At 62.6% G+C, this 26,585-nt stretch carries 16 protein-coding genes and 1 pseudogene; 5 read left to right on the top strand and 12 right to left on the bottom strand.

Annotated elements, in window-relative coordinates; all coding sequences use genetic code 11:
• Positions 1–956: pseudogene (locus AC50X6_RS15355) on the top strand (HNH endonuclease signature motif containing protein); the annotation flags it as partial.
• Between the two features lie 257 nt (positions 957–1,213).
• Here AC50X6_RS15355 and rsmD read toward each other — a convergent pair.
• The 4 genes from rsmD to AC50X6_RS15335 are packed head-to-tail and all read right to left on the bottom strand — an operon-like array spanning position 1,214 to position 6,387.
• Positions 1,214–1,837, bottom strand: a complete 624-nt coding sequence (gene rsmD / locus AC50X6_RS15350; protein ID WP_494967044.1) for a 16S rRNA (guanine(966)-N(2))-methyltransferase RsmD — start codon at positions 1,835–1,837, stop codon at positions 1,214–1,216.
• A 60-nt stretch (positions 1,838–1,897) separates the two neighbouring features.
• A complete protein-coding gene (locus tag AC50X6_RS15345) occupies positions 1,898–4,258 on the bottom strand; it encodes an ATP-dependent DNA helicase RecG (protein WP_494967043.1) in 2,361 nt (786 codons plus the stop codon).
• Entirely contained in the window at positions 4,248–5,315 is a 1,068-nt protein-coding gene (locus AC50X6_RS15340; RefSeq protein ID WP_494967049.1) for a DAK2 domain-containing protein, read from the bottom strand. The genes AC50X6_RS15345 and AC50X6_RS15340 overlap by 11 nt, the downstream gene beginning before the upstream one ends.
• A gap of 22 nt (positions 5,316–5,337) precedes the next feature.
• Positions 5,338–6,387: a thiamine-phosphate kinase gene (locus AC50X6_RS15335; protein ID WP_494967042.1), complete on the bottom strand. Its 1,050-nt coding sequence runs from the start codon at positions 6,385–6,387 to the stop codon at positions 5,338–5,340.
• 175 nt (positions 6,388–6,562) lie between these two features.
• Here AC50X6_RS15335 and AC50X6_RS15330 point away from each other — a divergent pair, with 175 nt between their 5' ends.
• The gene (locus tag AC50X6_RS15330) at positions 6,563–7,090 is read left to right on the top strand and encodes a YdcF family protein (protein WP_494967041.1); all 528 of its coding nucleotides are present in this window, start codon (positions 6,563–6,565) and stop codon (positions 7,088–7,090) included.
• A gap of 27 nt (positions 7,091–7,117) precedes the next feature.
• On the opposite strand, the gene AC50X6_RS15325 is transcribed toward AC50X6_RS15330, so the two are convergent.
• Together AC50X6_RS15325 and AC50X6_RS15320 are read right to left on the bottom strand one after the other, a co-directional pair.
• Positions 7,118–8,314 carry a glycosyltransferase family 4 protein gene (locus tag AC50X6_RS15325; RefSeq protein ID WP_494967040.1) on the bottom strand — a complete coding sequence of 399 codons (1,197 nt, stop codon included), beginning with the start codon at positions 8,312–8,314 and terminating at the stop codon, positions 7,118–7,120.
• Between the two features lie 212 nt (positions 8,315–8,526).
• Entirely contained in the window at positions 8,527–9,573 is a 1,047-nt protein-coding gene (locus AC50X6_RS15320; protein WP_494967039.1) for an LCP family protein, read from the bottom strand.
• A gap of 347 nt (positions 9,574–9,920) precedes the next feature.
• Between AC50X6_RS15320 and AC50X6_RS15315 the strand changes: the two genes are divergently transcribed.
• The 3 genes from AC50X6_RS15315 (at position 9,921) to AC50X6_RS15305 (ending at position 13,250) form a co-directional block, all read left to right on the top strand.
• Complete coding sequence (locus AC50X6_RS15315; RefSeq protein WP_494967038.1) at positions 9,921–10,196, top strand: hypothetical protein; 276 nt, start codon at positions 9,921–9,923, stop codon at positions 10,194–10,196.
• A 150-nt stretch (positions 10,197–10,346) separates the two neighbouring features.
• The gene (gene wecB / locus AC50X6_RS15310; RefSeq protein ID WP_494967037.1) at positions 10,347–11,519 is read left to right on the top strand and encodes a non-hydrolyzing UDP-N-acetylglucosamine 2-epimerase; all 1,173 of its coding nucleotides are present in this window, start codon (positions 10,347–10,349) and stop codon (positions 11,517–11,519) included.
• Between the two features lie 3 nt (positions 11,520–11,522).
• Complete coding sequence (locus AC50X6_RS15305) at positions 11,523–13,250, top strand: DUF6270 domain-containing protein (protein ID WP_494967036.1); 1,728 nt, start codon at positions 11,523–11,525, stop codon at positions 13,248–13,250.
• A 528-nt stretch (positions 13,251–13,778) separates the two neighbouring features.
• On the opposite strand, the gene AC50X6_RS15300 is transcribed toward AC50X6_RS15305, so the two are convergent.
• The 6 genes from AC50X6_RS15300 to AC50X6_RS15275 all read right to left on the bottom strand — a co-directional run bounded on the left by AC50X6_RS15300 (position 13,779) and on the right by AC50X6_RS15275 (position 26,558).
• Positions 13,779–16,628, bottom strand: a complete 2,850-nt coding sequence (locus AC50X6_RS15300; RefSeq protein WP_494967035.1) for an FG-GAP repeat domain-containing protein — start codon at positions 16,626–16,628, stop codon at positions 13,779–13,781.
• A 190-nt stretch (positions 16,629–16,818) separates the two neighbouring features.
• Positions 16,819–18,051 carry a hypothetical protein gene (locus AC50X6_RS15295; protein WP_494967034.1) on the bottom strand — a complete coding sequence of 411 codons (1,233 nt, stop codon included), beginning with the start codon at positions 18,049–18,051 and terminating at the stop codon, positions 16,819–16,821.
• A gap of 148 nt (positions 18,052–18,199) precedes the next feature.
• Positions 18,200–22,600, bottom strand: a complete 4,401-nt coding sequence (locus AC50X6_RS15290; RefSeq protein ID WP_494967033.1) for a glycosyltransferase — start codon at positions 22,598–22,600, stop codon at positions 18,200–18,202.
• Positions 22,601–22,634: 34 nt separating this feature from the next.
• Positions 22,635–23,882, bottom strand: coding sequence for a UDP-N-acetyl-D-mannosamine dehydrogenase (wecC, locus tag AC50X6_RS15285; protein WP_494967032.1), 1,248 nt, complete (start codon positions 23,880–23,882; stop codon positions 22,635–22,637).
• A 13-nt stretch (positions 23,883–23,895) separates the two neighbouring features.
• Positions 23,896–25,596: a CgeB family protein gene (locus tag AC50X6_RS15280; RefSeq protein ID WP_494967031.1), complete on the bottom strand. Its 1,701-nt coding sequence runs from the start codon at positions 25,594–25,596 to the stop codon at positions 23,896–23,898.
• A gap of 212 nt (positions 25,597–25,808) precedes the next feature.
• Positions 25,809–26,558 carry an ABC transporter ATP-binding protein gene (locus AC50X6_RS15275; RefSeq protein WP_494967048.1) on the bottom strand — a complete coding sequence of 250 codons (750 nt, stop codon included), beginning with the start codon at positions 26,556–26,558 and terminating at the stop codon, positions 25,809–25,811.
• Positions 26,559–26,585 lie beyond the last annotated feature (27 nt).

Genomic DNA, 26,585 nt, shown 5'->3' with positions numbered 1-26,585 from the left:
GCTGCGGACCGGCGGGTCGAGTACCTCCCGGACCGGGACGGCATGGCCTGGCTCTCGGCCTACCTCCCGGCAGCTGCCGCCGCCGGGATCTGGGACCGGGCCACCGCCGCCGCCCGCGCCCTCCAAACCCCTGACGAGGCCCGCACCCTGACCCAGCTCCGCGCCGACATCACCGCCACCTGGCTCCTCACCAACGGCACCGCAGGCGGGGCTACCTGCGGGACGGCCTGCGGCGGGACCGGCTTGTGCGGGGGTGTCCCGTCCCCGCGGGCGCAGGTCCTGATCACCGTCCCGGTCCTGTCCCTCCTCGGCGCCACCGGGGAACCGGCCATGCTGGACGGGTACGGGCCGATCCCGCCGTCCATGGCCCGGGCTCTGATCGCCGACGGCGCCGAGTCCTTCCACCGGGTCCTGACCGACCCCCGGGACGGAGCGCCCCTGGAAATCGGACGGACCAGCTACCGCCTCACCAAAGCCCAGCGTCAATGGCTCCGGCTCCGCGACGGCAGATGCCTCTTCCCCGGCTGCAACAACCACTCCCTGGACAACGACGCGGACCACCTCCTGGCCTGGGCCGACGGCGGCACCACCGGCATCGCCAACCTCGGGCAAGCATGCCCCGTCACCACCGCCTCAAACACAACACCGCCTGGACACCAAGCGGGGCCGACAAAAACCACCCGCCAGGATGGACCTCACCCACAAACAGGCACTACCCCAGCGAACACCACGACTGGGAACCACCCCACTGGCCCGACCATATCCAGGCCACAGACACACTCCTTGACCTTGACCCAGGCCCGCCCACGGATCCGGGAATGCCCCCGGACCCTCTCCCTGACTGGCACCTCTTCACGGCCGGACACCCATGGCCCGCCCCAGACACAGACGACCCGGCCTGGCCAGAGCCACTCGAGGACACCTTTCCGGAAGACCTCACGCTCCAACGTGTCTGATCGACTATTTGCATGCCGTTCACGGTCAGTCCAGGGAAATTGGTGGCACGCGGACCCCAGGGCGGGTCACCAAATTTGGGGGCTGAGTCCTCGAGAGGACGGATGCCACCTCCTACCGTTTTGACCGATGATCGTTGGCCCGCCACCCGATAGGACGAGCTCGCCCTGCCCCACGGCGGCTGCATCCGCGGCGGCGTCGTCTTTCTTGGAAGCCTTGGAAGCATCACTATCGGGCCCAAACGCTGCGGGGACACGCCCTACACGCCGTCGGGATCCTCTGTTTGGTCCGGGTCGGTTTCCGCCGGGCCGTCCTCGACACCCGGCTCGGCGAACCACAGCTTGGTCTCCCCGTACTTCCGTTCCGCAAACCGCTCCATGCCGTCCGGCCAGGACGGTTCGGGGGTCCGGGATGAGCGCTCCACTACGACGACGGCACCCTCGGCCAGGTGCGGAAGCAGCTTGGCCAGCACCCCGGCCAGCGCTGGTTCGTCCAGGGGGTAGGGCGGGTCGAGGAAGACGAGGTCCCAGCGGGTACCCTCCTGGGTCCGCTCAAGGAACGACTCAACCTTGGAGCGGTGCACCGAGACCACCTTGCGGCGGGCCACGGTGTTGACGAGGTCCGCGTTGCGCTGGCAGACCTCGCTGGCCTTGGCATCAAACTCCACGAGGTCCACGGCCATCGCGCCGCGGCTGGCGCTTTCAACGCCGAGGGATCCCGAACCGGCATAGAGATCCAGCACCCGGGCATCGGCAATGACCTCGAAAGCATCCAGCCGGGAGAAGAGCGCCTCCTTGACCCGGTCCGTGGTGGGGCGGGTGAGGGACCCCGGCACGCTGACCAGCGTGGTTCCGCCCGCCGCGCCGGAGATGATGCGGCTCACGGTCGGGCCGCCGTCGATGCGTAGGAGATCGGTGCGCGGGAAGTCAGTGCATGGATCCTGCTAGCCGCGTTCAAGGAACGCCTCCTTCTCGGGGTTCAGGTAATCGTCGATCGCCGCGGCGAGTCCGGGATGCGCCGCCAGCGACGGGTCGGCCGCCACGATCCGCTGGGCGTCCTGCCGGGCGCGGGCGATGATGTCCTCGTGGTCCAGCACCCGCAGCAGCTTCAGCGTGGACCGTCCACCCGACTGCGAGGCACCCAGGATGTCGCCCTCCCGGCGCAGCTTGAGGTCCTCCTGCGAGAGCACAAAGCCATCCGTGGTGGCCGCGACGGCATCGAGCCGGCGTCGGCTGGGATGGCCGGGCTCCAGGGTAGTGACCAGCAGGCAGGTGCCGGGCAGCCCGCCGCGGCCCACCCGGCCGCGGAGCTGGTGAAGCTGCGAGATGCCGAACCGGTCGGCGTCGAGGATCACCATCAGCGTGGCGTTGTGCACGTCCACGCCCACCTCGATCACCGTGGTGGAGACCAGCAGTTTGGTCTGGTTGGCGGTGAACGAGGCCATGGTTCCGGACTTGAGCACCGGGTCCTGCCGGCCGTGCAGCGGCGCCACCGGCACCCCGGCCAGGGCGGGTTCGTCCCGTAGCTGTTCGACGACGCCGGTCACCGACGCCAGTTCGCGCGCGGCGTTATCGCCGTCGAGGTCCGCTGCGGACGGCTCGGCCTCGCCGGGGGTGAAGTCGCCGTCGTCGTCGGTGCCGATCTTGGGGCAGACAACATACACCTGGTGGCCGGCGTCGATCTCCTCGCGGGAGCGGGTCCAGAGCCGGCCGAGCCAGGCCGGGTGCTCGGCGAGCCCCACCACGTGGGTGGTGATCGGCGCGCGGCCCGCCGGGAGCTCGTCCAGGATGGAGGTTTCGAGGTCGCCGAACACGGTCATGGCCACGGTCCGGGGAATGGGGGTGGCGGTCATGACCAGCAGGTGCGGGGGTTTGCTGGCCTTGGACCGGAGCACATCACGCTGCTCCACGCCGAAGCGGTGCTGTTCGTCCACGACGATCAGGCCCAGGTCGTAGAAGGAGACGTTGTCGCTCAGCAGGGCGTGCGTGCCGATCACAATTCCGGCCGTTCCGGAGGCGGCATCCAGCATGGACTGCTTCCGGGCCGCGGTGGGCATGGAGCCGGTCAGCAGGGTGACCTGGACGGCGTCGGGGCCGAAGCCGCCCAGCATACCGTCGCGGGAGAGCGGGCCGAGCGTGCGGCGGATAGATTCGTAGTGCTGGGCGGCCAGGACCTCGGTAGGGGCCAGCAGGGCCGCCTGTCCCCCGGCGTCCACCACCTGCAGCATGGCGCGCAGGGCCACGATCGTTTTGCCGGAGCCCACCTCGCCTTGGAGCAGCCGGTTCATGGGCGAGTCCTGGGCGAGTTCTTCGGCGAGGGTCTTGCCGACGGCGGACTGGCCGGCGGTCAGGGTGAACGGCAGCTGCCGGTCGAAAGTCGTCAGCAGGCCGTCCCGCGCCGGGCGGCGGGCCGTGGCTTCCTCGGCCGCGAGCTGGGCGCGCCGCCGGGCGAGGGCGGACTGGAGAACCAAAGCTTCCTGGTAGCGGAAGCGGTCTTGGGCGCGCTGCCAGTCCGCGGGGGTCTGCGGGGCGTGGATCAGCCGGTAGGCGTCCGCCACTGGCAGGAACTTCTCCCGGGCGGCGATCGCTGCCGGCAGCGGATCGCCGAGGACCGCCAGATCCGCGGTGTCCAGGAGGGTGGCGATGACCTTCTGGATGGACCAGCTGGTGAGTTTGGCGGTGGCCGGATAGACCGGGATCGGCATAGCCGCGAGCTTTTCCGGATCCTTTTCCGGGGTCTCGGGGTCCTCATCGAGGAGCAGGAAGTCGGGGTTTGTCAGCCCCAACGAGCCGCCGTAGCGCGTGACCTTGCCGGAGAACATGGCGCGCCGGCCGGGCCGGAGTTCTGCTTTGGCCCGGAAGCCGTTGAAGAAGCTCACCTTGAGGGTACCCGGCAGCCCGGTCCCCGCGGCGCGCGCGGCACCCCCGCCCCCGGTTCCCGGCGCTCCGGCGTCGTCCGAAATTACGACGTCGGTCAGGGAACCGCGGCGGGCGCGCATGGACCGCGTGCTGTTGGAGACTACCCGGGCGATGAGGGTGACTTCCTCATCGAGCGGCACCTCGCTGATGGGCGTCAGCTCGCCGCGGTTCAGGTACCGGCGCGGGAAGTAGTTCAGCAGCCCGCCCACCGTGGTGATGCCGAGGTGCTTCTCGATGACGGCAGCGGAGCGCTTGCCGATCCGCCGTTCGAGGGCCAGGCCGAGTTCACCACTGTCTATTTTGGCGCTGTCGTGTTTAGCGCTGTCTAGTTCCGCGCTGTCCAGTTCCGCGCTGTTCCCTGCGGCCCTGTGCGGTTCAGCGTTCATGTCCGTCCGGGATCTGGAGTGCAGCTTCACGGGCTCTGACGTGGTGGGATTCGGCGTCCGGCAGGGCGAGCGCGCTCACCGAGATGTCCGAAGGCTCGCCGAGGGAACGGATCAGCGCCACGGCAGGCTCGGAGTCGGGCACATGGACGTGGACGCGCCAACGGTAGGCACCTGACTCGTCGGCTGCGCGGCCCACCTGGCTCATGATCACCGAGTCGCCCATTTCGTCGAGCCGCTGGCGCATCGTGGCGGCGTCCAGCGGCGAGAGTGTGATGGTGCACATGACTTCCACGCCCTCGTCGCGGGGCATGCCGGCGTGGATGTGCGGGTCCTGGACGTCGTAGCCGTGCAGGCCGTCCAGGAGCTGGTCCTGGAGTTCTTCGCCGAGCACCGCGGAGCGGAGGCAGTCCAGGATCAGCAGCATGCCAACGCCGCCAGCGTCCACCACGTGGGCGGCGTGCAGGGCTGCGAGTTGGTCCTCGGTGCGGACCACGGCGTCCAGGGCGGCCTCGACGGCGGCGTCCAGTGCCAGCCCCAGCGTGTGGTTGCTGTCGTCGCCGTCGTGCGCGGAATCGACTGCAGCCGCAGCGCGGGCAGCGGCTTCCATCACCGAGAGCATGGTTCCCGGAACCGGGTCGCTCAGCGCGGTCCAGGCCCGGAGCTGGGCCCGGTTCAGCGCGGCGGCCAGCAGCGGCGCGCTCAGCCGGTGGTGGCCGGCGAGCGGCTCGGCGGCGGCGCAGAGGAAGACGGCGAACAAGGTGCCGGAGTTGCCGCGGGCCTGCTCCATTGCTGCCTGACCGGCACGCGCCAAAACGGCGCCGACGTCGTTCCTGGCCGGCTCTGGCGAGCCGAACGCGTGCAGGGTCGGGTTTGCGGCGGTTTGCGGTTTCGCGGCGGTATCCGCGGCTGCATCGTGGAGGGCGTGGGCCGCGGCGCGGACCGTCAGGTAGAGGTTGGTGCCGGTATCGCCGTCGGCGACGGGGAAGATATTGATGGCGTTCAGGCGGTCGCTATGGTTCCCCAGCGTAATTTCCGCCTTGCCCAACCACCGCTTCATCGCTTGCGCGTTGGCGGCAATCTTAGTCTGCAAAGTGATCCCATCCCCCAGTGTCAGCGGGCCGGCCCGCGATCTTGACGCCCGTGCTGTCCGTTGGCGCAGGGGCTTCTACCGAGCCTAGCGCAGTGAACCCGGGAGGCAGCTGAATGCCTGCGGGGAATGTGGCAAGCAGCCCGTGGTCCTCCCCGCCGCCGAGGACCCAGGCCATGGGGTCGGCGCCGAGCAGGTCCGCCGCGGGCAGCAGCGGGACCGCCAGTTCCTTGAGCACCGCGGTGTCCAGGTTGAGCACGGCATGGCTGGCCGCGGCCATCCGGTTGCCGTCCCGGACGAGTCCGTCGGAGATGTCCATCATGGCCGTGGCGCCGGCGTCGCGGGCCTGCGGTCCGGCCGCGAGCGGCGGCTGTGGGCGGCACTGGGTGTCCAGCAGGGCCCGTTGTTCGGTTGTCAGAGCGTGCACGGGGACGGACGACTCCAGCAGGGCCAGGCCGGCGGCGGCGCGGCCGACGGTGCCTGCGAGCGCCAGGGTGTCCCCCGGACGGGCTCCGGAGCGCAGCACGGGCTCCCTGCCGTCGAGGGTGCCGAGGATGGCCACGCTGACGGCAAGTTCCCGTCCCCGGCCGAGATCTCCGCCGGCTATGGCGCAGTCCGGGGCGCCCAGCTCGCGGATGCCGGCGCTCAGCCCGTCGGCGAAGTCCTCCACCCAGGACACCAGGGTCTGCGGGGGCATGGTCAGGCTCACCACCAGGGAGGTGGCGCGGGCCCCCATGGCGTTGATGTCGCTGAGGTTCTGCGCCGCGGCCTTCCAGCCGACGTCGTAGCCGGACGTCCGGTAGCCGTTGTTCCACGCAAGCCGGAAGTCCTGGTCCTCCACCTGCGTGTCGATGCTGACCACGGTCCGCCCGTCCGGTGCGGCCACAATGGCGGCGTCGTCCCCGGGGCCCAGCAGCAGCGAAGGGTTGTGGGCCGCACCGCGGTGCAGGCGCGGGAAGATGCGTTCGAGGAGTTCCGACTCGGAGAGCCCGGCAACGGTCGGGGACGGGGATGTCAGAGGTTCAGGCACAGATTCAGGCACAGCTCTACGCTACCGCGCAGGGCTGACGGCGGCGGGCTGAGGCGTCGGCGACGTCTCGGCCAGCCGCGCGCCGTGCTGGCCATTTTCTCCACGGTGCAGCACCCGTGCGAGACTCATAGGCATGCCCCCGCCGCTGCCCCGCTTGAATCCCTTGGCTGCTCGGATTCTCGCTTGGATGTCCGGGGCCGCTGTTCTCTGGCTGATTTTCGCCTTTCAACTCTTTGTCAATGTGGATCCCTTGAGCGTCCACCGGACCGATGCCGTCATCATGCTCGGCGGCGCTGCGGGTGAGCGGCTACCGGTGGCGCAGCGGCTTCAGCGTGACTACAACATCCCCGTCCTGGTCCTGTCCCACACGGATACACCCGGGAACATAGCGGCCGATGCTGCCTGCAATTCGGCCGCCTTTCCCAGTGCCACGCTCCTCTGCTTCCGGCCCGATGAGTACGACACACGCGGCGAGGCCCGTGCCGTCGGAAGAATCGCCGAGGCGAACGGTTGGAAGTCCATCACGGTGGTGACGTCCAGCTATCACGTTTCCAGGGCGCAACGCCTGATGGAGCAATGCACGACGGCGGACGTGCAGATGGTGAACTCCCAGCCCCAGCTGAGCCTGGGGCAGTGGGTGCGGCGGTTTGTGATCGAGACCGGAGGTCTGCTGGACGTGTCCTTCCGGCCGGAATGCGCCGGGAGCGGGCAGTGATGCACCGCAGGTCACAAAGGAGCCGGATTACCCCTGGTTGGCCGGCGCTTTGCCCAAGAGTCCTGAAATGAGCTCCATGTATCGCTCTGCCAGTTGCGTGTAGTCAGCGTGTTCCTTGACCCATTGGCGGCTGGTATCGGAACGGACCAGCCGTGAGCGGTCTGCTGCGAGTTCGCGCCAGAGCGCGGCCACGGCCTGCGGCGTGCTGTGCACAATATCGCCGGCGTCCGCATCTTCGATAATGCGCGCGGCCTCACCTTTGACGACGGCCGTGACGTGGCGGCCGACGGCCAGGACCTCATACGTCTTTGACGGAATGGTGGTCTCGAACGACTTCCAGTCATCCCGCAGCGAAACGATGCAAGTGTCCGCCGAGGCATAGCGGTCCATGACGTCCTGGCCGTGCAGCGAAGGATGGAACGTCACTGGAGCTCCAAGCTCAGCTGCCAGTTTTTCCAGCGCAGGGCGCTGGGTGCCATGGCCCACTAGATGCAGGTGCATGGCATCCCCCACCAACGCACTGGCCCGGATTACGACGTCGAGCCGCTGGCTTTCGCCGTGGTTTCCGAGGTAGAGCGCCTCAAACACGTCCCGCTCCGGCTCCGAGGATCCCAGAAACGGAATGGTGTCAACGTGGAGGCCGTTGCTCACGGTTTTGACGTTCTTTAGCCCACGGGCCCGCAGAGTCTCCGCGAAGCCCTCGGTCACCGTGACCACCAGATCCGCACGCTTCTGGACGAACTCGACCGCCATTTCGACCACGCTCTTCACGCGCCCGCGCACCATCCGGGAATCCCGGGCCAGATCCGGCCAGGCATCGCGCATTTCAACGATCAGGGGAACCCCCCGCAGCCGTGCCAGCACATAACCTGCGGCGAGGATCGGCAGGCTGGGGGCCGTGGCGATCACCACATCCGGCCGGCGCGTCAGGAGACCCAGGGGCACAGACATGGCCGCGGAGAAGCACTGGTCCAGCAGTCTTGCAAGGTGCGAGTTGCCGTGCGGTAGGTACGGTACACGCCGGATCAGCTCGGTGAACTGGCCTTTTTGCCGCCGGAAGGCGCGTCCGGCCAGTTCGGCGGGAAGCTCACGCCGGCCCACGGGGAAATGCGCTACGGGCGTCACCACATCGAATTCCCACCCGGAGGCGCAGAATTCCCTCAGCAGGGCAGTCCACCGGCGCTGGGGCGGGCTGTTTTCCGGCCAGTATGAGTGCGCGAGCAAGGTTACGCGCGTAGCCCGGGCGCATGCCCCATGTGATGATTTCAAATGCTCCCCCAAAGCCAATCCAGTCCGCTACGTCGTAGCGTTCGTCGTCGAACTTTTTACGTAATCGTCGCTAGGGCCTAGCAGCGCCAGCTTGCAATGATACCTGCTCGTCCACACTCGACGGCCGAACCCTTCCGCGATGTGCGCTGTCCCGCATCCTGTCCGCACTAGCGCTTATCAGTGAGTCCGGCTCCTTGCAGATAGGAACCGAGGGAATCGTCGGCCAGAGCCTTCCTCAGGCCGTCAATAGCCGCATCGTCGCGAAGGACAATGGACTGGCCATCGTCTGAAGTGCCAATCCCTAGGGTCGGCAGCGTGTAGCTGATCACATCGGCACCCCGGACACCGCGAAGACCGAATCCCAATGCACCGGCTGCAGCGCCGTCCAAAGAACTGTCCACGCTGATGTAGGGCGAGCCGGTATCCACAAGGCTGCTGATTTTTCCTGGGTTGGTCAGCGTCTCCGCGGTGAGGAACTTGGTCAAGAGGGCCTTAAGGAAAAGCTGCTGGTTCTTGACGCGCTGATAGTCCCCATCACTGAAGGCCTTGCGTTCACGGACGAAGGCAAGTGCCTCTTCGCCGGTCAGCTGTTGCCTCCCCGCGGGGAATGAGAACTGCTGGGTGTTGAACGCCTGGGGCACGTTGACGTTGACTCCGCCCAGGGCATCGGTCATGGCCTTGAAGCCTTCAAAGTCCACGACGGCCACGTGGTCCAGCCTGGTGCCGAACATCCCCTCCAGGGTCTGCACCACCAACGGAATGCCGCCCAGTGCCATAGCGGCATTCATCTTGGCCTCCCCGTGACCGGGGATCTCCACCCAGGTGTCGCGCATGATGGACATCATGTAGATGTTCTTGTGGTCCGCGGGAATGTGAACCCACATCATGGTGTCCGAGCGCTGGTCTGACGAGCCGCCGGCTTCGGCTGACCCCAACGCTACGGCGCGGCTGTCGCTTCCCAAAAGCAAGATGTTGGTAGCACCCGGCTGCACCTTCGCGGGCCGGCCGGCATCCTCGGGGAACGCCTGTTCAATCTTCTGGGACTTGGAGTTGAAGCTGCTGGCGAGGTTAAAGGCAAAGATGCCCGCACCGACGGCGGCGACGAGAAAGATCGCCACGACGCTGAGGAGCACGTTCCGCGCCGTTCTTCGCTTTTTCGTCCGGGGCCGCTGCGGCTCCTCGTAAGGAGCCAGATTTTCGGCGACGATGACCATGTGCTGACTTCCCTACGTTTACCACTAGCGGACCAAAATTCCCTGAACAATCATTTCATAGCGGCTTGAATGTCCCGGTTCAAGGCGGCAACCCACGCCGGACCAGGTCTGGCGGAGCCGTTCAAGACGGCGGCCCTCCAGATGGGTGCATGGCACCCGCGCTGAGCCCTGAGCAGTGACGGCGCCGGTTTCTCGCTAGATCCGGGCGCCAGATTAACATGTGTCTGCGGCTGGAATGCGCGCCTCAGGGGCAGTGGTGCAAGAATTGATGCGGACGCCGTGGACGTTCCGACAGCTTGGCTGATGCATGCACAACCGACTTAGCCCGATCAGATGAGGAGGAGCACGTGGTGGACGAATCCCCGAACACTTCCCAGTTGGTCGCCGCTCCGCGCCATCTGCGAAAGCGTATCCTTCACGGCGAGATTCCGGACGAACTCCTCGTACCGGGCGCCAAACCCATGGCCCTCCCCGCCAGTTCGCCGTCGAGGAAGGCTGATAGCCGTCCTCCCAAGCCGCCGCAGTCCAGTTACCAGCGGAAGCGCCTTGTGGCCTTAATCCTGGTGGTGGTGGTGACACTGAGCATTCCGGCTTTGATCCTCGCGCTGGTCCTGGCAGGCTGAATTTGACGGCAGTCGGCCAACTGACCCGCGGCCACCGCGTAATGGGCGAACTGACTGCGGTATCTGGAACGGCCACGGGGATTCACTGATCGGACCGCGGGTCACGTAGGCTTCAAGGGTCCGCGCCTAAATCTTTCGGGGGAACCCTAAATGCCCACAGTCATGCCGATTTTCGGCACCCGTCCCGAGGCAATTAAGATGGCTCCCATCGTCGCCGCACTGCAGGAATCCGATCTCTTTGGTTGTGTCGTAACCGTCACAGGACAGCATCGCGAGATGCTGGACCAGGTCAACGAACTTTTCGGCATTGTGCCGGACCACGACCTCAACATCCTGCAGCAGCGGCAGTCGCTCTCCGCCATCATGACCCGGACCATTGACGGGCTGGACAGGCTCTTCGCCGAGAACAAGCCCGACGCCGTGATCGTGCAGGGCGACACAACGACTTCTACCGCTGGTGCCATCGCTGCTTTTTACCATGGAATCCCGGTGGTGCATGTGGAAGCCGGACTTCGCAGCGGCGATCTCTTCTCTCCCTTCCCCGAAGAGGCCAACCGCAAGATCACGAGCCAAATTGCGAGCCTTCATCTCGCGCCTACCAACGTCAGTAGGGCGAATCTTCTCGCTGAGGGTGTGAATCCGGAAAACATCGTAGTCACCGGCAACTCGGTCATCGATGCTTTGCTGACGACGGTCGGCAAGCAGATCCCCTTCACAGACCCCCAGCTTGAGGAACTCGCAGCCAGCGGCCGGAAGATCCTATTGGTGACCACCCACCGCCGGGAGAACCAGGGCGATGCCATGCGCGGAGTGGGCAGGGCTCTGGCAAGGATCGCCGACGCCGAACCTGCCATGGTGATCGTCTTGCCGGCACACAAGAACCCCGTGGTCCGAGAAGCGGTACTTCCGGCTCTAGAAGGCAAGCCCAACGTTGTTGTCACGGAACCCTTGGCTTACGGTGAATTCACCCGTATGCTCTCGCTGTCGCACATCGTCCTCACAGATTCAGGCGGAGTCCAGGAAGAGGCGCCGAGCCTGGGCAAGCCGGTCCTCGTTATGCGGGACAACACCGAACGTCCCGAGGCGGTCGACGCCGGCACTGTTGCGCTGATCGGTACTGATGAAGAACGCATCGTAAAGGAAGTCGACCGGCTCCTGCATGACCAGGATCATTTCGATTCGATGGCCAACGCGGTAAATCCCTATGGCGACGGCTGGGCCGCGGCCCGTTCAGTGGCCGCCATCGCCCAAATGCTCGATCTGGGTAGCCGCCTGTCTGAATTCGGGGACGGCCCGCCCACCGACCTGACCGTGGACATCTGATTCATGCGCCCTCTCAGCGTCTTCGTCTACGGCGGAGGCCCCGCCGCAGCCCTGACAAACGAGCCCGCAAAAGGTTCAATGCGACGAAGCGGATTCGTTCTACGCCAGTCCCTGATAAGCGCCTTTAGCGGACCCAGTGCGGCGGCCATCGGACCCGCGTCATCGCCGCGACCCGCGGAAGTGCGCTTACTGAACGCCGACATCCGGGGGTCCCTCTGCGGCGATATTGCGGCCGCGGCCCAACAAACCGACGTTGTGCTGATCGATCTTTTTGATGAGCGCTTTGGCGTGGAACTTCTCGAGGACGGAACCTACATCACTCGTTCCGCCGAGCGTGTGAAATACGTTGCCACGGCCGGCGGCCTGTCCCGTCGGGTTGCTTTCGGAAACGATGCGCACTTCGAGCTCTGGCGTGCGGCGGCGGACCGTTTCGTTTCCTTTCTTGCCGGCAAGAATCTCCTCCCGCACACGTACTTGCTTGATATCGCGTGGGCACACTCCGACGAGAACGGACAGGACGCAGAACTACCCTTCGGCCTGACTTCTGCCGAAGCGAACACGGCTTTCGCGCGCTACGTCGACCACCTGAAACACGCGGGGGTACGCGTTGTCAGCCACTCGAATACATGGACGTCGCGCGGACACAAGTGGGGGCCGGCGCCCTACAACTTCCACGATGATGTCTACGCGGCCGTTGCCGCCAAACTCAATCTGGCGCTGCGCGCTGCAAGTCACAGCGACACTCATGATACGAACGCTCGTCGCCGCACGCCCGAGCGGGACGACCGCCACCACGCAGCGGTGGTCAGGTGGAACACGATTGAACAGTTCGACGCGCGCCACGAGGGCCGAGTTCAGCACGTCGTGGCGCCCGGCCCAGATCAGCTTCATCCCCTGCGCTGCCTCATCCAGAACAACAACTCCGACACGTTGTTGGTGATCAGCCACGGGGCCTTGCCACGAGAAAAATACATCCTCCCAAGATTCGAGTGGCTTGCCAGTCTCGAGAATCGAGCCGACAACTTGATGTTCCTGGCCGACACTGCTCTTGAACCCTACGACGATCTGGAACTTGCCTGGTTCACTGGTAGCGCAAAGGACGATCTCACCAACCGATATGCCGGGCTGGTGTTCCAGGCTGCCCGGCAACTGGGAGCAACGAAAGTCCTCTTCATGGGTGGTTCGGGCGGCGGGTTCGCTTCGCTTGCCCTCGCCGCCAAGACTCCTGGCAGCCGGGCACTGGTATTCAATCCACAGACCAATATTCGAAAGTACTGGGCCAAATCGGTTCGGCTCTATCTCAGCCGCCTTTTCCCCGAGTTCGATTCCGCCGGCCAGCTCGGCACATTGGGCGTCAGGACTGACCTCGCCACCCGACAGGCGGCCGAAATCGCAGCCGACCATCAGATCCTCTATGTCCAGAACCACGACGACGGCCACCACTTGGAGAGCCACCTGGCACCCTTCGCCGCATCTCGGGGCATAGAGCCGTGCACGGGGATTTCAGACGACGGAAATATCAGGCTAATTATCGAGCACTTCGCCACAGGCCACAACATGCCCTACCGCGTGGTCCTGAATCCTTTTATAGACCTTGCATTGGCCAATTGGGGCTGTCCGCTCGGAAAAGATCCCCGTTCACCGGAGAACGTTGCTGTTTCAAGGCTTTGGGACCATCCGGTCACTAACCGCGAAGCGTCAGCCGTGGTCCCGGCACACGCACACAAGTAGATTTGGTCTGGCTGGACACGATCTTATGTGACGCCGAAACCGACGCGGCATACAAGCTGCGTTCGACAGCTTCACCAACGGAAGGCGAGCTACCTCCACTATCCACTTCTATGAACACCCGGCCTAAGGTTATGGTGTCCTTGAAGGCTCGCACATCGATCGTGTGAAGAACCCCAACAAACAACCCGGTAGGCGAGAGCGGCTCTTCGCAGATTCAAGTCGAAGTTCGGACTCTGTCGATTGTGCAGCAGTAGTCCGCATTTCCTTGGGCGACGACGATCTCTACCCGCCAGGCCATCTGGACCAGATCTCATCTCTTGCCAATGTTGTCCTCCAGGAGACCCCAAATTCCCCGTCGGCGATGGGAACATACCAGTGCTATTTGGCCCATGTCGGTGACGGTATCAGCCGGATGGAGCAGGTGAGGCTGTGCGGGTCGGTCCGAGTATTCGTGCGGAAGAACGGAAATATCATCGACCAAACACCCACTCTCCAGCTCGTCTGAGAGCGCGGTCGCTATCCACTCGGTCAGGTGCTCGCGAGCTTGTGGCTCTTGAGGAGGAATGGGTAACTGAGATTCCGACCCACTGAACTCGGGGCGACGTCCGTGTATTTCACATTTCCCACAGCATCTATCCAGGCGATGCCGTTGAGATCCGGCCGGTGCGCATATACGGGGCAAAAGGCCGTCATTTCGGAGAAACCTCCCGCGCTGAGCCGGACCGGACCGGTTGTTACTTTTCCTCCGGACGTCCGGGAGTATCGGTACAGCGAGCCGGCCTGGTTGACAATCAGCGCCGCCGCGGTAGACCGTGAGGGAACCATGAGCACCATTTTTCGTCCCTTCCAGCCGGACCCGATGATGGAGGGTGACCCCAAGGCGCCAGAGATGAGTACAGGCCAAGCTTTAAGGAGCCCGCTGGCATCCGCAGCGATGACGGACAGGGCCGTGCCCCACATTCCTACGGTCAGGTTAACCGCGTCCCAGCCGGCGTTTGCCAGAACCGTCGGAGGCAAGAATCCGCCCTCCGGCAAGCCGCGGTGGAGTTGGAGGGACCCGTCAGCACGGTTCGTCAGCACGTCCAGGGTTCCATCGCCGTTCCAGTCCACAACATGCGCGGATCGCACGAAACCGCCAAATCCGGAGTCGGCCCGAATCGGGCCGCCGTATGCTCCGCTGCCTGAGGATCGGCAAACGTACAGCCATCCATTCGGGCCAACAGAGACCAGGTCCGCGGTTGAATGTATGGTAGGCTTCTGCACCGCATCGATTTCAACCACATTGGTACCGATTTCCGCAAAAAACAGCCGGCTTTGGTTGTTGACGACCATTTCGGTGTAGGCGCCGCGGAGGATTTCCTTCCGGGTATTCCGGTATGTACTCAGCAATGTAACAGTGCCGCCGCAAAGATGGGCGATACCGTTTGCCTTGGGGAGGTAAGCGATGGTGCTCGTCTTGTATCCGGCAGGTGCGGAGCGGTCGAGGAGCCGGTAGGTCGCAACTACCGAGCCGCTGCCCTTGTTGAGCCTTAGAATTCCGTTATTCGTGCTGACGTAAAGCACACCGCGAACAAGTATTGGGCTGTTGATCTCGACCTCGCCCGTCAGGGCCCGTTTCCAGAGGAGTCTCCCCTGCAGAACGTTCCAGGCGAACACATGGGCAGGTTTGGTGTCGTCCGGCGCGCCGTAACCGCCCTTGATCCCGGTTGTTCCGTAGACAATGTCCCCTTCGCCGACAAGGCCTAGCACGGATTGTCCCGGGACAGGGCCACTCACCACCTTGATGTCTGCGTCATTGGCAGGGTTAAGGAAGGCCAGGGCACCACCGGTATGCCCGTACTCGGGGATGGTTCCGGCCACCACTCGGTTTCCTGCATAGGCCCAAGCGATGGGGCGGGACTGATTATAAACGTCCCGCAGTTCAATGAGTTTCTTGGCAGTCCTGGTTTGAGGATTAAACCTTAGGAGCACCCCGCCGGTATACGACCCCACGTAGGTAGTGCTGGCGTCATACTCAAACATGCCTTCAATTTGCCCGATGCCTGTCCCGGGGGCCGACCTCCACGTTGTACGGGCCGAGATGTCAACGCTGCCGATTCCATCGCCGATATACCCGCCGAAGTAGATTTTGTTCTCGGCTGCCGAGGCCAGCAGGCCCTGCAGCTTGAAGGTCTGGGCTGCGAAATCGGCTCTTACGTCTCGCAGGACAGATTGGCCACCGACGGAGGCCCTGACGGATCGGTAGTGGCCTTCTCCCCCGCATAGAATGTTCACCAGGGTGTCTGCGCCCGAGACCTCCAGTTCCATGGCCCTGGCCGTATCTGGAACCAGGCACACGAATGAGGCTTCCAGGGTCCCCGCGCTGATGCGCATGAGCTTGTGTACGCCGACGGTGTTCCACACGGCGTAGACATCCGGACTGCCGGGTGATGATGCGCTGGTCATTCCGGAGGGCATCCACGCCCAAGGGACAGGCATCCAGGTGTCTGTCGATGTATTGTAGACCCTAAACTTGACCTGTCCGTCGCCCCCGTCGAAGTACACAAAGAGGAGGTCGCCATGCGCGCGTAGTCGCTGCACAAACCCCTTCGCAGCGGCATCCGGTATGCGGATTTCACGTACCTTATCCGGACTGTCCGTGTGCCAAGTGAAGATGGACGGTGCTTGTACGCCGGTGCCAGCGAAGACGTTGTCGGCGCCGTCGATGGCCAAGGCGCGAACGTATTGTGTGTCAGCTCGAAGGCGGGCCGTATGCAAGGTTGTCTTGGTGACGGGATCGAATCGTGTGGCGTTCCCCGTAGGATAATTACCGTTCCAGAATCGCCCTTTGGAATCGGTAGCAACGGCAAACGATGCATTCGTCGACTGCGGAGCCACCGCATAGGCGTCGGCTAAAGTCCCGGACAGTGTTACCCGCTTCACTGTGCTGTCCGCCCCGAATGCCAACAAGGCACCCGTGACGGCTTCGTACGCTGCATTCCCGACGCCGCCGCCCTGGCCGGGAAAAGGCGTGAGCGATTTCTCCCGAATTCCTGTGGCCGCGTCAATGATTTGGAGCTGGTCAGCGAGTCCGGGGCACCCGCCGGCGATCTTGAGGATTCCCCCGCCCGTTCGGAAAAAGGTGGCGGTCGGGTCCGGAAGGCTCGAGAACACATTGCGGTAGCGCCTGAGTACAACCGACGGTTCTGTTCCGATCGTGGTCAGGGAAATCACGGGCCCATTGGCCGTGTCCAGGGACTGCAATCCGACGGCGGCGCTCGCGCCGGTGGCAGGGCGCCCGAGTGCCGCGCCGGTTCCGGCCGCAAGGGCGAAGGTCAGCACCGTTCTTCGCCCGAGGACGGGATAGGTTGACGCTAGCCGGTTCTGAGCCTCATGCATTGCTGTCGGATCCTTACTGGACTGAGTTTTGGGAGGTTAACTCCGCCGGTTTCACTATGCACCTGTTGGTAATGCCGAGTGAAGCTCTTCCCGTTGAAGTTCCTTCTTGAGACTAGTTGCCGTGACTGGGATACGACTCCGAAACCTGGCGGCAGAAGACGCAATTTCAGCTCAGGATTAGCAACGATTTTCAGACCCAGTGCGTGGTGAAGGCCTGGATGGAGTCCGAGTCGTCACGGCGGAAAACCCTCGCCCGCACGTGGCCTTCGTTTGGAGGCAATATAAACGAATACTCAACGTCCTCCGAGTACGGACGCTTCTCCAGGACGGCCTTTTTTCCAACAAGATGAACGGCTAGTTTCTCCCCCTGAGCTGGCCAGCAGCGCAGAGTCACTGTTTCTTTACTGCGGGTAATTGCGTAGGGCAGTGGGTCCTGCCAAGTGCCGAGTTCGAGATCCAGCGCCTCCGCCGCCAACAGGTGCTTGAAGACCCACCCGATCTTGCTATGCGGTACGCCGGGGAGGACGAGGCTGGAGACGTTGTAGCCTGCGTCCCGGGCGTCCTCAGTGAGCGGTCCCACGTGGGATACCAGATGGTGATCGCCTGAACCAACTGCCACTCGGATGGCGGTCCGTCGCTGTCCCCGTATCAGAATCTCTCTTGCCCGTTCGTTCAGGGACTGCCTCGATTCGTCGGATGTTTCCCCCGTCATGAAGTTCAGGATCCGGGGTGCCGCGTTGAGCAGATAGTCGCCGACACGGTACTGGGGAGCCCCGAGCAGTACTCGCCCTACCCCGAGTGTGACGCCGTGCAACAGGGCAGCCGTCCCGCCCTTCGATGAACCTGCGAACATGACGTCGCGCAAATCGACGTCAAGGTCATTAAGCAACTTGGTCAGGAAATTCTGCGTTTCAAGGAATATCGAGTTGTCACCATGATCCACCCAATAGTAGGAACCCTGGCGGCCAAAATCATCCAAAACGAAAGCCTTGAACATGTTGTGGCCTTCGACCGTGGCCCGGTAGTTGAAGGTAAAGTCGTACTCGGCTCCGATGGCTGAAAAGACAACGAGTAGCTTCTTCGGCAACTGCTCGGAGACAGGGCTGTCCAGGATGTAGTTGAGCGACCGTCCAGACTCATGCCGGCGCCAGTCCCGACCAGCCCTGCCCACCCCGCGATCCTTTAACAGAAACCCGTCGAACCTCAGTTCAATCCTAAGTTCACCGCCGTGTCCTCCGAGTACTACTCCCCGATTCTGCGGCGAAGGTTCCGAAACAGAGACGGCGGCAGGCGACGTCGATTCGACGTGTAATTCAGCCAGCTGCAGGTCCTCTAACCAGAACGCGACACTATGACCATGTGCAACAACTCTGACCCCCGCAGGTGCGGCAATTTTCAGCCCCCAGGCATTTTCCGCGGCCACTTGGCAATCGACAGAAAGGGCATCACCGTGCTCACGTGATTGGACTAGCTGACCGCCAGTAAGTTCCCGACGGACGACCGGCCCCAATTCTTCTTCAACCGCTGACCGGAAGGACCGAGCTAAGAAGTCCTGAGCAGCTACAACCAAGTTAGAGTTCACGATCAGTTCCAACGGCCGCACCAAGTATGTGTTCGCAAAGAACGGCAAGTACGTCCCTATTGTTGAACCGCTCGGCAACAAACTGCCTGGCCAGCGAAGCGGATTCACGCCAGCTCCCCGCAGAGCTGTTGGTCGTCATGATCTTCTCAACCATTTCCGGGACACTGGCGGCCAACCATGACGTGGGATACAGCTGGTCCGATCCTGGCCAAGCAAGGCTGACGGGCACGGCACCGGCCACCGCACCATCGGCCAGGGTCAAATGGAACGACTCGAAGTCGCTCACGGAAAGCACAATTCCGACCTTTTCATACCACACCGTCATGTCGTCACCGTGCGGATCAAAGGTGACAGCGCCTGCCAGATCGGGGTCGGAGACAATCCGTGCGTATTGCTGCTCGTAGTACTGCATTTCCTCAGGGCGGCCCGCCATCCAGGCAAAATCCTCCGGCCGTTTGCCCTTCACGAACAGCCGGTAGCGGGGCTCCGCCGCGCGCAAAGCTTTAAGGACATCCAGAGCCCGATCAAGATGTTTCTGCGCTGGTACTATCCCCACCAGACCAATACAGAAGCGGGCATCATCGGACTTGGAGGCAGGGCGTTTGTCTGTGTCGACCGGGTTCGGCACAACTATCGACTTGTTTTGCGGCACGTTGTGGTCCCGTGTCGCTATGTCGGCAATGTGCTGTCCGACAAAAATCACGGAATTGATGTTCTGGAACCTAAGGTCCTTCAAGAACGGTCTGAAAAGTTCCTGCGAGTGCACCCTTGTCACCAGCCGTTGATGGGGCAGCTTGTTAGTGGAATACCACAAGGCATTTCCAAGCGCCCACTCGCAGAAAACGATGTCAGCATCCTGAAGCAGCGCCTGGCTCTGCTCCACATCATGCTTGTTGTGGTCCAGCCAGCGGTCAAGAAGGACTTTGTGTCCGCGCCGCGTGAGTTCATCGACTATTCCCGTTGCGAACTTCAAGTCGTGTCCTGCTATGACCACCGTTTTGGCAGCGGCATCGCTTTCAGTGCGAAGTTTCGGTTCGTGCCCGCGGAGCAGCGGACGGCGCATGGTGAGATCTGTGGACGGAGGGGCATGGTGCACAACTTCGATCCGAGGCAGCCGGATGTCAGAGCGCACAGGCTGCGCAAGTCCCAGACCGCTGACGTTCAGTTCAGCCTCGGTGAAGCCGATACTGTTCCAGGCGCCAAAGGTCGCGGCCGTGAGGAGATCTTCGAAGACCGTCCGGTCACCAAGGTCCAAGGGCAGGGTGCCGAGGAAATCCACGCCGGCATCTGCTGCCTGCTGGCGTGCTTGGGCAAGGTCGTCGGCTCTCCTCATGTCCCCTGGGCCGCCCTGGCCCGGACTGAAGATGAGGTGTGGTTGCACGGTTTGCAGTTGTAGAGTGGCGAGCCTCTCCGGGCTGGCTTCGTCCAGGAACACGGCGTAAGACGGGGATTCCGGCGCTCGAACGACCAATCCTGCGGTGCGGAGCATATAGGCGAGCCGGTGGGCTGCCGTGTGTCCACGGTGGATGAACCTGTAGGCCAGCCAGGCGTCGCGTGCCCGGATGTCCTCGTTGGCCATCCACTCGCTCATAAGCAGTCCGGCCTCGTCCCTTCCTTTGATGACGGGGACCAGACCGTTCAGGACTTCGTGCACTCCCCGACCGGTGCCGCTGACAACAGCGCCCCCTGATGCCGCGATTTCCATGACTCTGCGCGAGAACATCGTTGGTGATGCATCCACGGAGTTCACGTTCACGTGGACCGGGTGGGCTTTGTAGGCGTCCACCATGTCCGGATAGCTCAGCCCACCTCTTACAAATCTGCCGAGTTCGGGGGGGAACCGATACGGGCTATCGGGATTTAAGTGCTGCCGGTCGTAGATCGCGAGGCCGAAGTCCCGGGCGGCGGTCAAAAGTTGGGAAAGTTCGGCCGAGCGTTTTGGGTATTTATCTCCATAGTACGAACCTGCATAAGTGACGGCGTGCTCGTAAGGCCGTTTCGAGGGCAGGATGTTGTGAAGTTGGGGCTGAGCATAAAACGGCAGCGACGCAACCGTCCTGAGCCTGGCGCCTGCTCCCGACAGATACTTTCGGATGGAGTCGGCATCCGTGGTAAATACGTGGTCAAAGTGTTTCGCCGTAACCCTGAACCTGTTGAAGTGGACGGGGTCTTCCTTGTTCCAGAAAATCGTCGGCACCCGCCGTGCATTGCAGTGCGAGAGCAATGACTTCAGGACAGCGAACGACTCCTCTCCGTAGTAGCCAACTTTCTGGTGCCACAGTCCCTCCACGCCTTCCCACGCTGACTCGACAAGCAAGGCATCAATCGGCTGGGATGCCAGTTGATCCCGCCAGCTATCGGGCCGAAGAACGACAAAATTCGATTCAGGGAGAAGGCCCTCAAGAGTGAACTGGTCAGCGATGATGCCGATCGTCTGGGTCTTGAGTCCTTGTGCGGGATCCGCTGAGGAGGCAACCTGGACAGCCCGATGAGCCAGGGCTGCTGCCCGAGCTGTCCGTGTCCATGTCCGCTCCTCAAGCGTCCAGAGCCGCGCGCGGCGACCTATTGACGTACGGAGTTCGGGGTCGGCGACCAGCCGAGCGAGGGCATCCGCCAAGGAGTCCGGGTCGCCCGGTTGACACAGCAGCGCCCGTTGCCGGCCCTCCCCGGCGAGATCCCGTGAAGGAGCCAGATCACTAAGGATAACTGCCTTCCCACTGGCCATAGCTTCGAGGGGCTTGAGCGGCGAGACCATTTCCGTCACGGGAAAACGGCGTCTCGGACAAGGCACGATATCGAAAAGGCTCAGGTAGTCGGCGACGGACTTCGCGGGCACCCTGCCGGTGAAGGTTACACGCTCGTCAATTCCTAAGTCGCTGGCGGATTTCTTCAGTTCGGGCAGTTGCTTGCCGTCCCCAACGACGACCAGCCGCACATCCAGGTTCCGGTCCAAAAGGATTTTTGTGGCCGCCAAGAGATCGCCAAGACCTTCGTAGGCGACCAGACTTCCGGCATACCCCAACACGATGGATTTCTCCGGCAAGCCCAGCTTGTCGCGGAGTGAAAGTACGGGCGGCATGGGCTTGAACTTGTCCGGGTCAACGGAATTGGGCAGCAGCCCAATCTTTGAGTTGTCCGCGCCCCGTCGAACCAGTTCGTCTCGAACCTGGGTGGTGATCGCCAGAATCCGGTCAGCCTGTTCGACTACAAAGGTTTCAAGCTGCACGGCCAAGCGGTAACGATCGCTCTGCGCCCACCACGGTTTGTTGGAAAGTTCCGTGATCTCCCAGATCCCTCGGACCTCGTAAACAAAAGGCAGCCCCAGTCGGCGGGCCGCAAGCATAGCGGGAAGAGCCGTCACGTAGTTGGACGCGGCGTGGATGACGGCCACCCGGCTCCGCTGGGCTTCCCGGACAAAAACGTCAGCCGCGTCCATCAGGTAGTGGTCCAAACGGTCAGCGATTAGATCCGGACCGGCGTTGAAGATGTGCGGTACGCCGGCGATTTCTCGCTCAAACCGTTGCTCCCCCGGTGCCAGCACGTCAGTCGCCGAATCCCAGGGATAACCGGGCCTCGCCACCACCAGGAGGTCCTCACCGCTGGCGCGAAGTCCTGCCACGAGTCCGGCTGTCCGGGTCGAATATCCGTTGCTGTTGAAGTGTCCGGTGCTGTGCGCGCAATACATTACCCGGCCTCGCTCAACCAAGTACCCGGGGTTTGGTTGGCGGGGCGAGACAAACACTCCCGATTCCAGGAGGGTGTGCTGGCCCAGAATGTTCTCGAGGAGTCGCCGTTCAGTCGCGGAAACGTCAGCAAGGAGTTCAGGGTGGTCGAGAATCATCGCCGCCGGAGCCGTTATGGCGCCACGGACAAAGTACTCATGTGATACCAGTTTCAGGAGTGCCCCACGAGAGGGAGCGGCCGCGAACTCGCTGTGTAGCAGCCCTGAGATGTGGCCCGGATCAGGTGCGGCCGAGACCGTGGTTGGCGCGGACGCCTTCTTCCCTGTTCCCGTCGCCACGCGGGCCTTCGGGGCATGTACCGCCGTGGCAGTCGACGCCAGGAGCGAGGGAAGTCGTAAGAGCGCCCGGATGGGACGAATAATTAGCTTCCCGAGCCGAAGGCTTGCGGACGAACGCAGCCGCCGCAACGTCGATTTTAGCTCAAAATTCTCCTTGCTTGCAGCTGAGAACCTGCCCTTAAATTCGTCACGGGCACGCTGCATGGCGCGCAAGTGCTTTTCAAGGTCGTCGATTTTTTGAGTCTGCCGGGCAGAGCGTTTGACCAGCCGCTCGTAGTCTTGAATCAGGGAGTCAATATCCTGCGTGTATCGCCTGCGCTTGGCCAGATTTACCGCCGAGGTCTGCGCCACTTCATCAGAATATTTCATTCCCAGTCCTGCCTGTCCCTGTGTGGATGCTTTCCTACTGCCAGATGCCGCGGGTGTCGATCAGCGATTTACCTGCCAAGGCGCTGACATCCATTTCTTTGAAATCATCGTGATCGACAAGGAGCAGTACGGCGTCCGCATCGGCAATAGCCGGTTCCAGGTCGTGCAGGGAGACGTTGGAGAGGCCAAGAAGTTGGCGCGGGAGTTTATCCACATGCGGTTCCACAACCAGAAGTTCCGCAACGTTCATTTTGGCGCTCAATTGTTGCACGATCGCCACTGCAGGCGACTCCCGCAGGTCATCAATGTTTGCCTTGAACGCCAACCCCAAGACAGCGATCTTGGGCGCTACGATTTCCCCAACGGCCTCCAGGGCTTTCTTGACTACCCACTCGGGCTTTGCGTCGTTGGTTTCCCGCGCCTGACGAATCAGCTGGGCCTCTTCGGGCGCAGCCGCCACGATAAACCAGGGATCGACGGCGATGCAGTGTCCGCCCACGCCGGGACCCGGCTGCAGGATGTTGACACGGGGATGGTGGTTGGCAAGTTTGATGAGTTCCCAGACGTTGATGCCCAGCTTGTCGCTGATTACCGAAAGCTCATTCGCGAAAGCAATATTGACGTCCCGGTAGGAGTTCTCGACCAATTTGGCCATCTCCGCCGTGGCGGCATCGGTGACGAGGATCTCGCCCTGGCAAAAGACGGCGTACAGGGCCTTGGCAAGTTGGGCTGCCTCCGGGGTCAGGCCGCCGACAATCCGGTCGTTGGTGACCAGTTCAATCATGATCCGGCCGGGCAGCACACGCTCCGGGCAGTGGGCCACATGGATCGACGTTTTGCCGTCAGCTCCGTCGAGGCTCAAGTCCGGCCGCAGGCTGATCAGGTAGTCACCGAGGAGCTGCGTGGTTCCTGGAGGCGAGGTGGACTCAAGAATGACGAGCTCACCTCCAACAAGTTGAGGGGCGATGCCACGCGCCGCCGCCCTAATGTAAGTCACGTCGGCGGTGTGGTCGGCATTGAAAGGCGTGGGGACGGCCACGATGTATGCCTGGGCAGTGGGAGTCTCGACGGATGCGCTGAGCTTGTGCTGGCTCACGGCTCCTGCTACGTATGACGCCAGGTCGGGCTCGACGAAGGGGACCTCGCCGCGGTTGACGGAATCGACAGTACCTGAGTTGACGTCGACGCCGATGACATGGATGCCGTTTCCGGCGAGAATCGCCGCGGTCGGCAGCCCGATGTAACCCAGTCCGATGACAGCTACAGTTCCAATAGTATTCAAGGAGAACCCCCACTCAGACAGAGACTTGGTCTCTGTAATTTCCGAAAAATTTCAATGTTCCGCTGGCCAACAGTTCGCTTTGGCTGACTTTCCAGGTGTGTCCGACGGAGGCCCGCTGCTGGCAATAGTTAAACCTGTCGGACGCATAGACCACACCTCCGCCGGCAACGACATCACGAAGGAAGCGGGTATCTTCTCCGTTACCTACTGCGGCAAACGGGTTGTCCCGGAATATGTCCGCATCGCCCATGATCGTGGGTCCCATGACCGTCCGAGTATACCGGTGCTCCCACTCGGGGAAGCGCAGCAACGTTGCGTTCAGGTCCGTCAGGTGCATGTAGTGCGCCTGCTTGCCGACCACGTCGGCGGCGGAATACTCCAACGCGTGAAGCTGATCGCTGAGGTAGTCCGCGGCGTAGAAGTCGTCGTCGTCCATCTTGGTCAGGACCTGTCCGTCTGCCGCTGACACGCACAGATTCAGGCACTCCCCCAGTGAAACGTGCGCCTCCGCTGTCAGCACGGTCACAGCTCGAACACCGTATTTCTCCTTTAGTTGACGGATGGCTTCGCCGTTCGCGGCGAAGCCATGAGTCAGGAGCACCAATTCTGGGTCGACGTCGCGCTGGCTGCCGACAGTCTGGAATACGTGCTCAAGCTGCCAGGGCCGAATTGTTGACACCAGCAGTGATACGGTCGGGCGACGGATTTGATGGGGCAGCTGGGGGGCGACGGCGGCCAGTATTTGGTTGCTGCGAGCCCGGTAAGTATGTTCCCGCCATATCCTCCGCTGGCCCCGGTGCAGTTGGCGCTCGCCCAACTCCGGGTTCCGATGCAATGCGCGCAAGAGTTGCTCCGCTTCCGTTGCGGTGGTAACGGTGAAGATTTCATCCGGGCTGAAGTGCGTTCCGATTGCGGCACTGGGGGTAGTCAGGACGTTTGATCCGGAGGCAATGATTTCGAATATTCGCCGTGAGCACATCGTTGGGGAATCCAAGACGGAATTCACGTTGAGAAACGTCTTATAGGCTTTGTAGGCGGTCAGCATTTCCGGGTAGTCAAGGGAACCCACCACTCTTTCAGCGAAGGGTGGTGGGAACTGATATTTCGGCTCGCCGCCCATTTGCCGGGAAAAAATCTCGAGGCCAGTTGTCATGACGCCCGAAGCGGAATCGGCTGCCGCGAGAAGGAGGTCCAACTGCTCTCGGCGTTCGGGATATTTTTCAGCGAAATACATCCCGCCAAAAGCCACGTCCCTCTCATGCCAGCCGTGTTTCGGTCGGACCGGGTTATGAATAGCCGGCTGGGCCGCGAAGGGCAGCACGTCCACACGTCCGTGCCCGAGATCTTTCACGTAGCCTTCCAGCCGGTTGGCGTCGCTGGTAAACACGAAGTCGAACAGCTTGGCGGCGGCAAGGAAGTCGTCGTAGTGAGGCGGGTCCTCCTTATTCCAGAAGACCGTCGGAATCCCCTGCTCGCGGCACCAAGACGTCAGTTGAGCCAGTGTTGAGGGAGCAGCGTGTTCCCTGCCGACAATTTTTCCGGTCCACTGCCCCCTGTTTCCATTCCAGGCGGATTCCACGAACAGGAAATCAACCGCACTATTTAGCAATTGTTCCAGCCAGGAACCGGGCGACAAAGGCGTACAGGTCCATTCGTTGCCGAAGGCCAGTGCGGAAAAGTCGTCGAGGATTACTGCAGCGCGTGCAGCGGACACGGAGCCGGCGCGGGACGAAGGCACCGCCGATGGCCGGAATGTGAGGCGTTTGTTCTTACCGCGGCCCACCCAGACACCCTCCGCACCCCGTACTGTGTCGAGCTTCCGGTGGCCCGCCTCAAATGCTTCTCGCGCGAGCCAGGTACGGACCTGCCGGGTCCCGCCAGACCTGAAATGCCAAATGAGTCTCCTCAGCGTTGCGACATCCACCCTCACGCCTTTGACCGCCGCGCTGAGTTGCGGTCGGTGACGTCGGCAACTTCCAGATCGTGGATCATGCGCCGCCGGAGCTTCATGGCTCCGAAGCGGTCACCGGCCGCAAGCTTCTGGGTAAACATCCGGTACCACTTGATGACTTCGGCCGGCTCACCGTCCGAGACCAACTCCCCTTGGTCAATCCATATGGCCCTGTTGCAGAGATCGGCGATGGTCGGCATGCTGTGGCTGACCAGGAAGACCGTTCCTGCCTGACCGAGGAGTTCCAACATCCGCTTGCGGGTTCTGTCTTTGAATTGTGCGTCGCCCGTGTTCAACGCTTCGTCAATGATTAGGATTTCGGGGTCGATACTGGCCGCTATTGCGAACCGGAGTCTCGAACCCATGCCGGCCGAGTATGACTTCATCGGCATGTGAACTGCCTCCCCCAGCCCGGACAGTTCCACAATCTCGTCATATCTCTCGTCGATCTGCTGGTGAGTCATCCCCATGGCCAGGCAACCAAGAACGATGTTCTGGTCTCCTGAGAGGCCCGGCAACAACGCCGCGTTGACTCCGAGCATCACTGGTGTTGATGTGGCATACACCGCGCCTGATGTCGGAGGGACCTGGCCACCAACCAGTTTCAGCAGCGTGCTCTTGCCGGAACCGTTCCTGCCGATAATTCCCACAGATTCACCATGTTCGACAACCAGGGACAGCTCTCTGAGGGCCGAGACCTCCACTGTTTTGGTTCGATTCGCCATATTCCGGAGGCCCCGCCACTGCATGGA

It is taken from the genome of Pseudarthrobacter sp. HLT1-7, from assembly GCF_059383435.1.
Note: the sequence above shows the minus strand (reverse complement) of the source record. Positions and strands in the feature narration are given on the sequence as shown.

Coding starts and splice junctions, on each gene's coding strand:
- AC50X6_RS15330 (WP_494967041.1), top strand. CDS start 6,563: ATGTCCGGGGCCGCTGTTCTCTGGCTGATTTTCGCCTTTCAACTCTTT.
- AC50X6_RS15305 (WP_494967036.1), top strand. CDS start 11,523: ATGCGCCCTCTCAGCGTCTTCGTCTACGGCGGAGGCCCCGCCGCAGCC.
- AC50X6_RS15345 (WP_494967043.1), bottom strand. CDS start 4,258: ATGAACGCTGAACCGCACAGGGCCGCAGGGAACAGCGCGGAACTGGAC.
- AC50X6_RS15320 (WP_494967039.1), bottom strand. CDS start 9,573: ATGGTCATCGTCGCCGAAAATCTGGCTCCTTACGAGGAGCCGCAGCGG.
- AC50X6_RS15300 (WP_494967035.1), bottom strand. CDS start 16,628: ATGCATGAGGCTCAGAACCGGCTAGCGTCAACCTATCCCGTCCTCGGG.
- AC50X6_RS15290 (WP_494967033.1), bottom strand. CDS start 22,600: ATGAAATATTCTGATGAAGTGGCGCAGACCTCGGCGGTAAATCTGGCC.
- AC50X6_RS15340 (WP_494967049.1), bottom strand. CDS start 5,315: ATGAAGCGGTGGTTGGGCAAGGCGGAAATTACGCTGGGGAACCATAGC.
- AC50X6_RS15275 (WP_494967048.1), bottom strand. CDS start 26,558: ATGGCGAATCGAACCAAAACAGTGGAGGTCTCGGCCCTCAGAGAGCTG.
- wecB (WP_494967037.1), top strand. CDS start 10,347: ATGCCCACAGTCATGCCGATTTTCGGCACCCGTCCCGAGGCAATTAAG.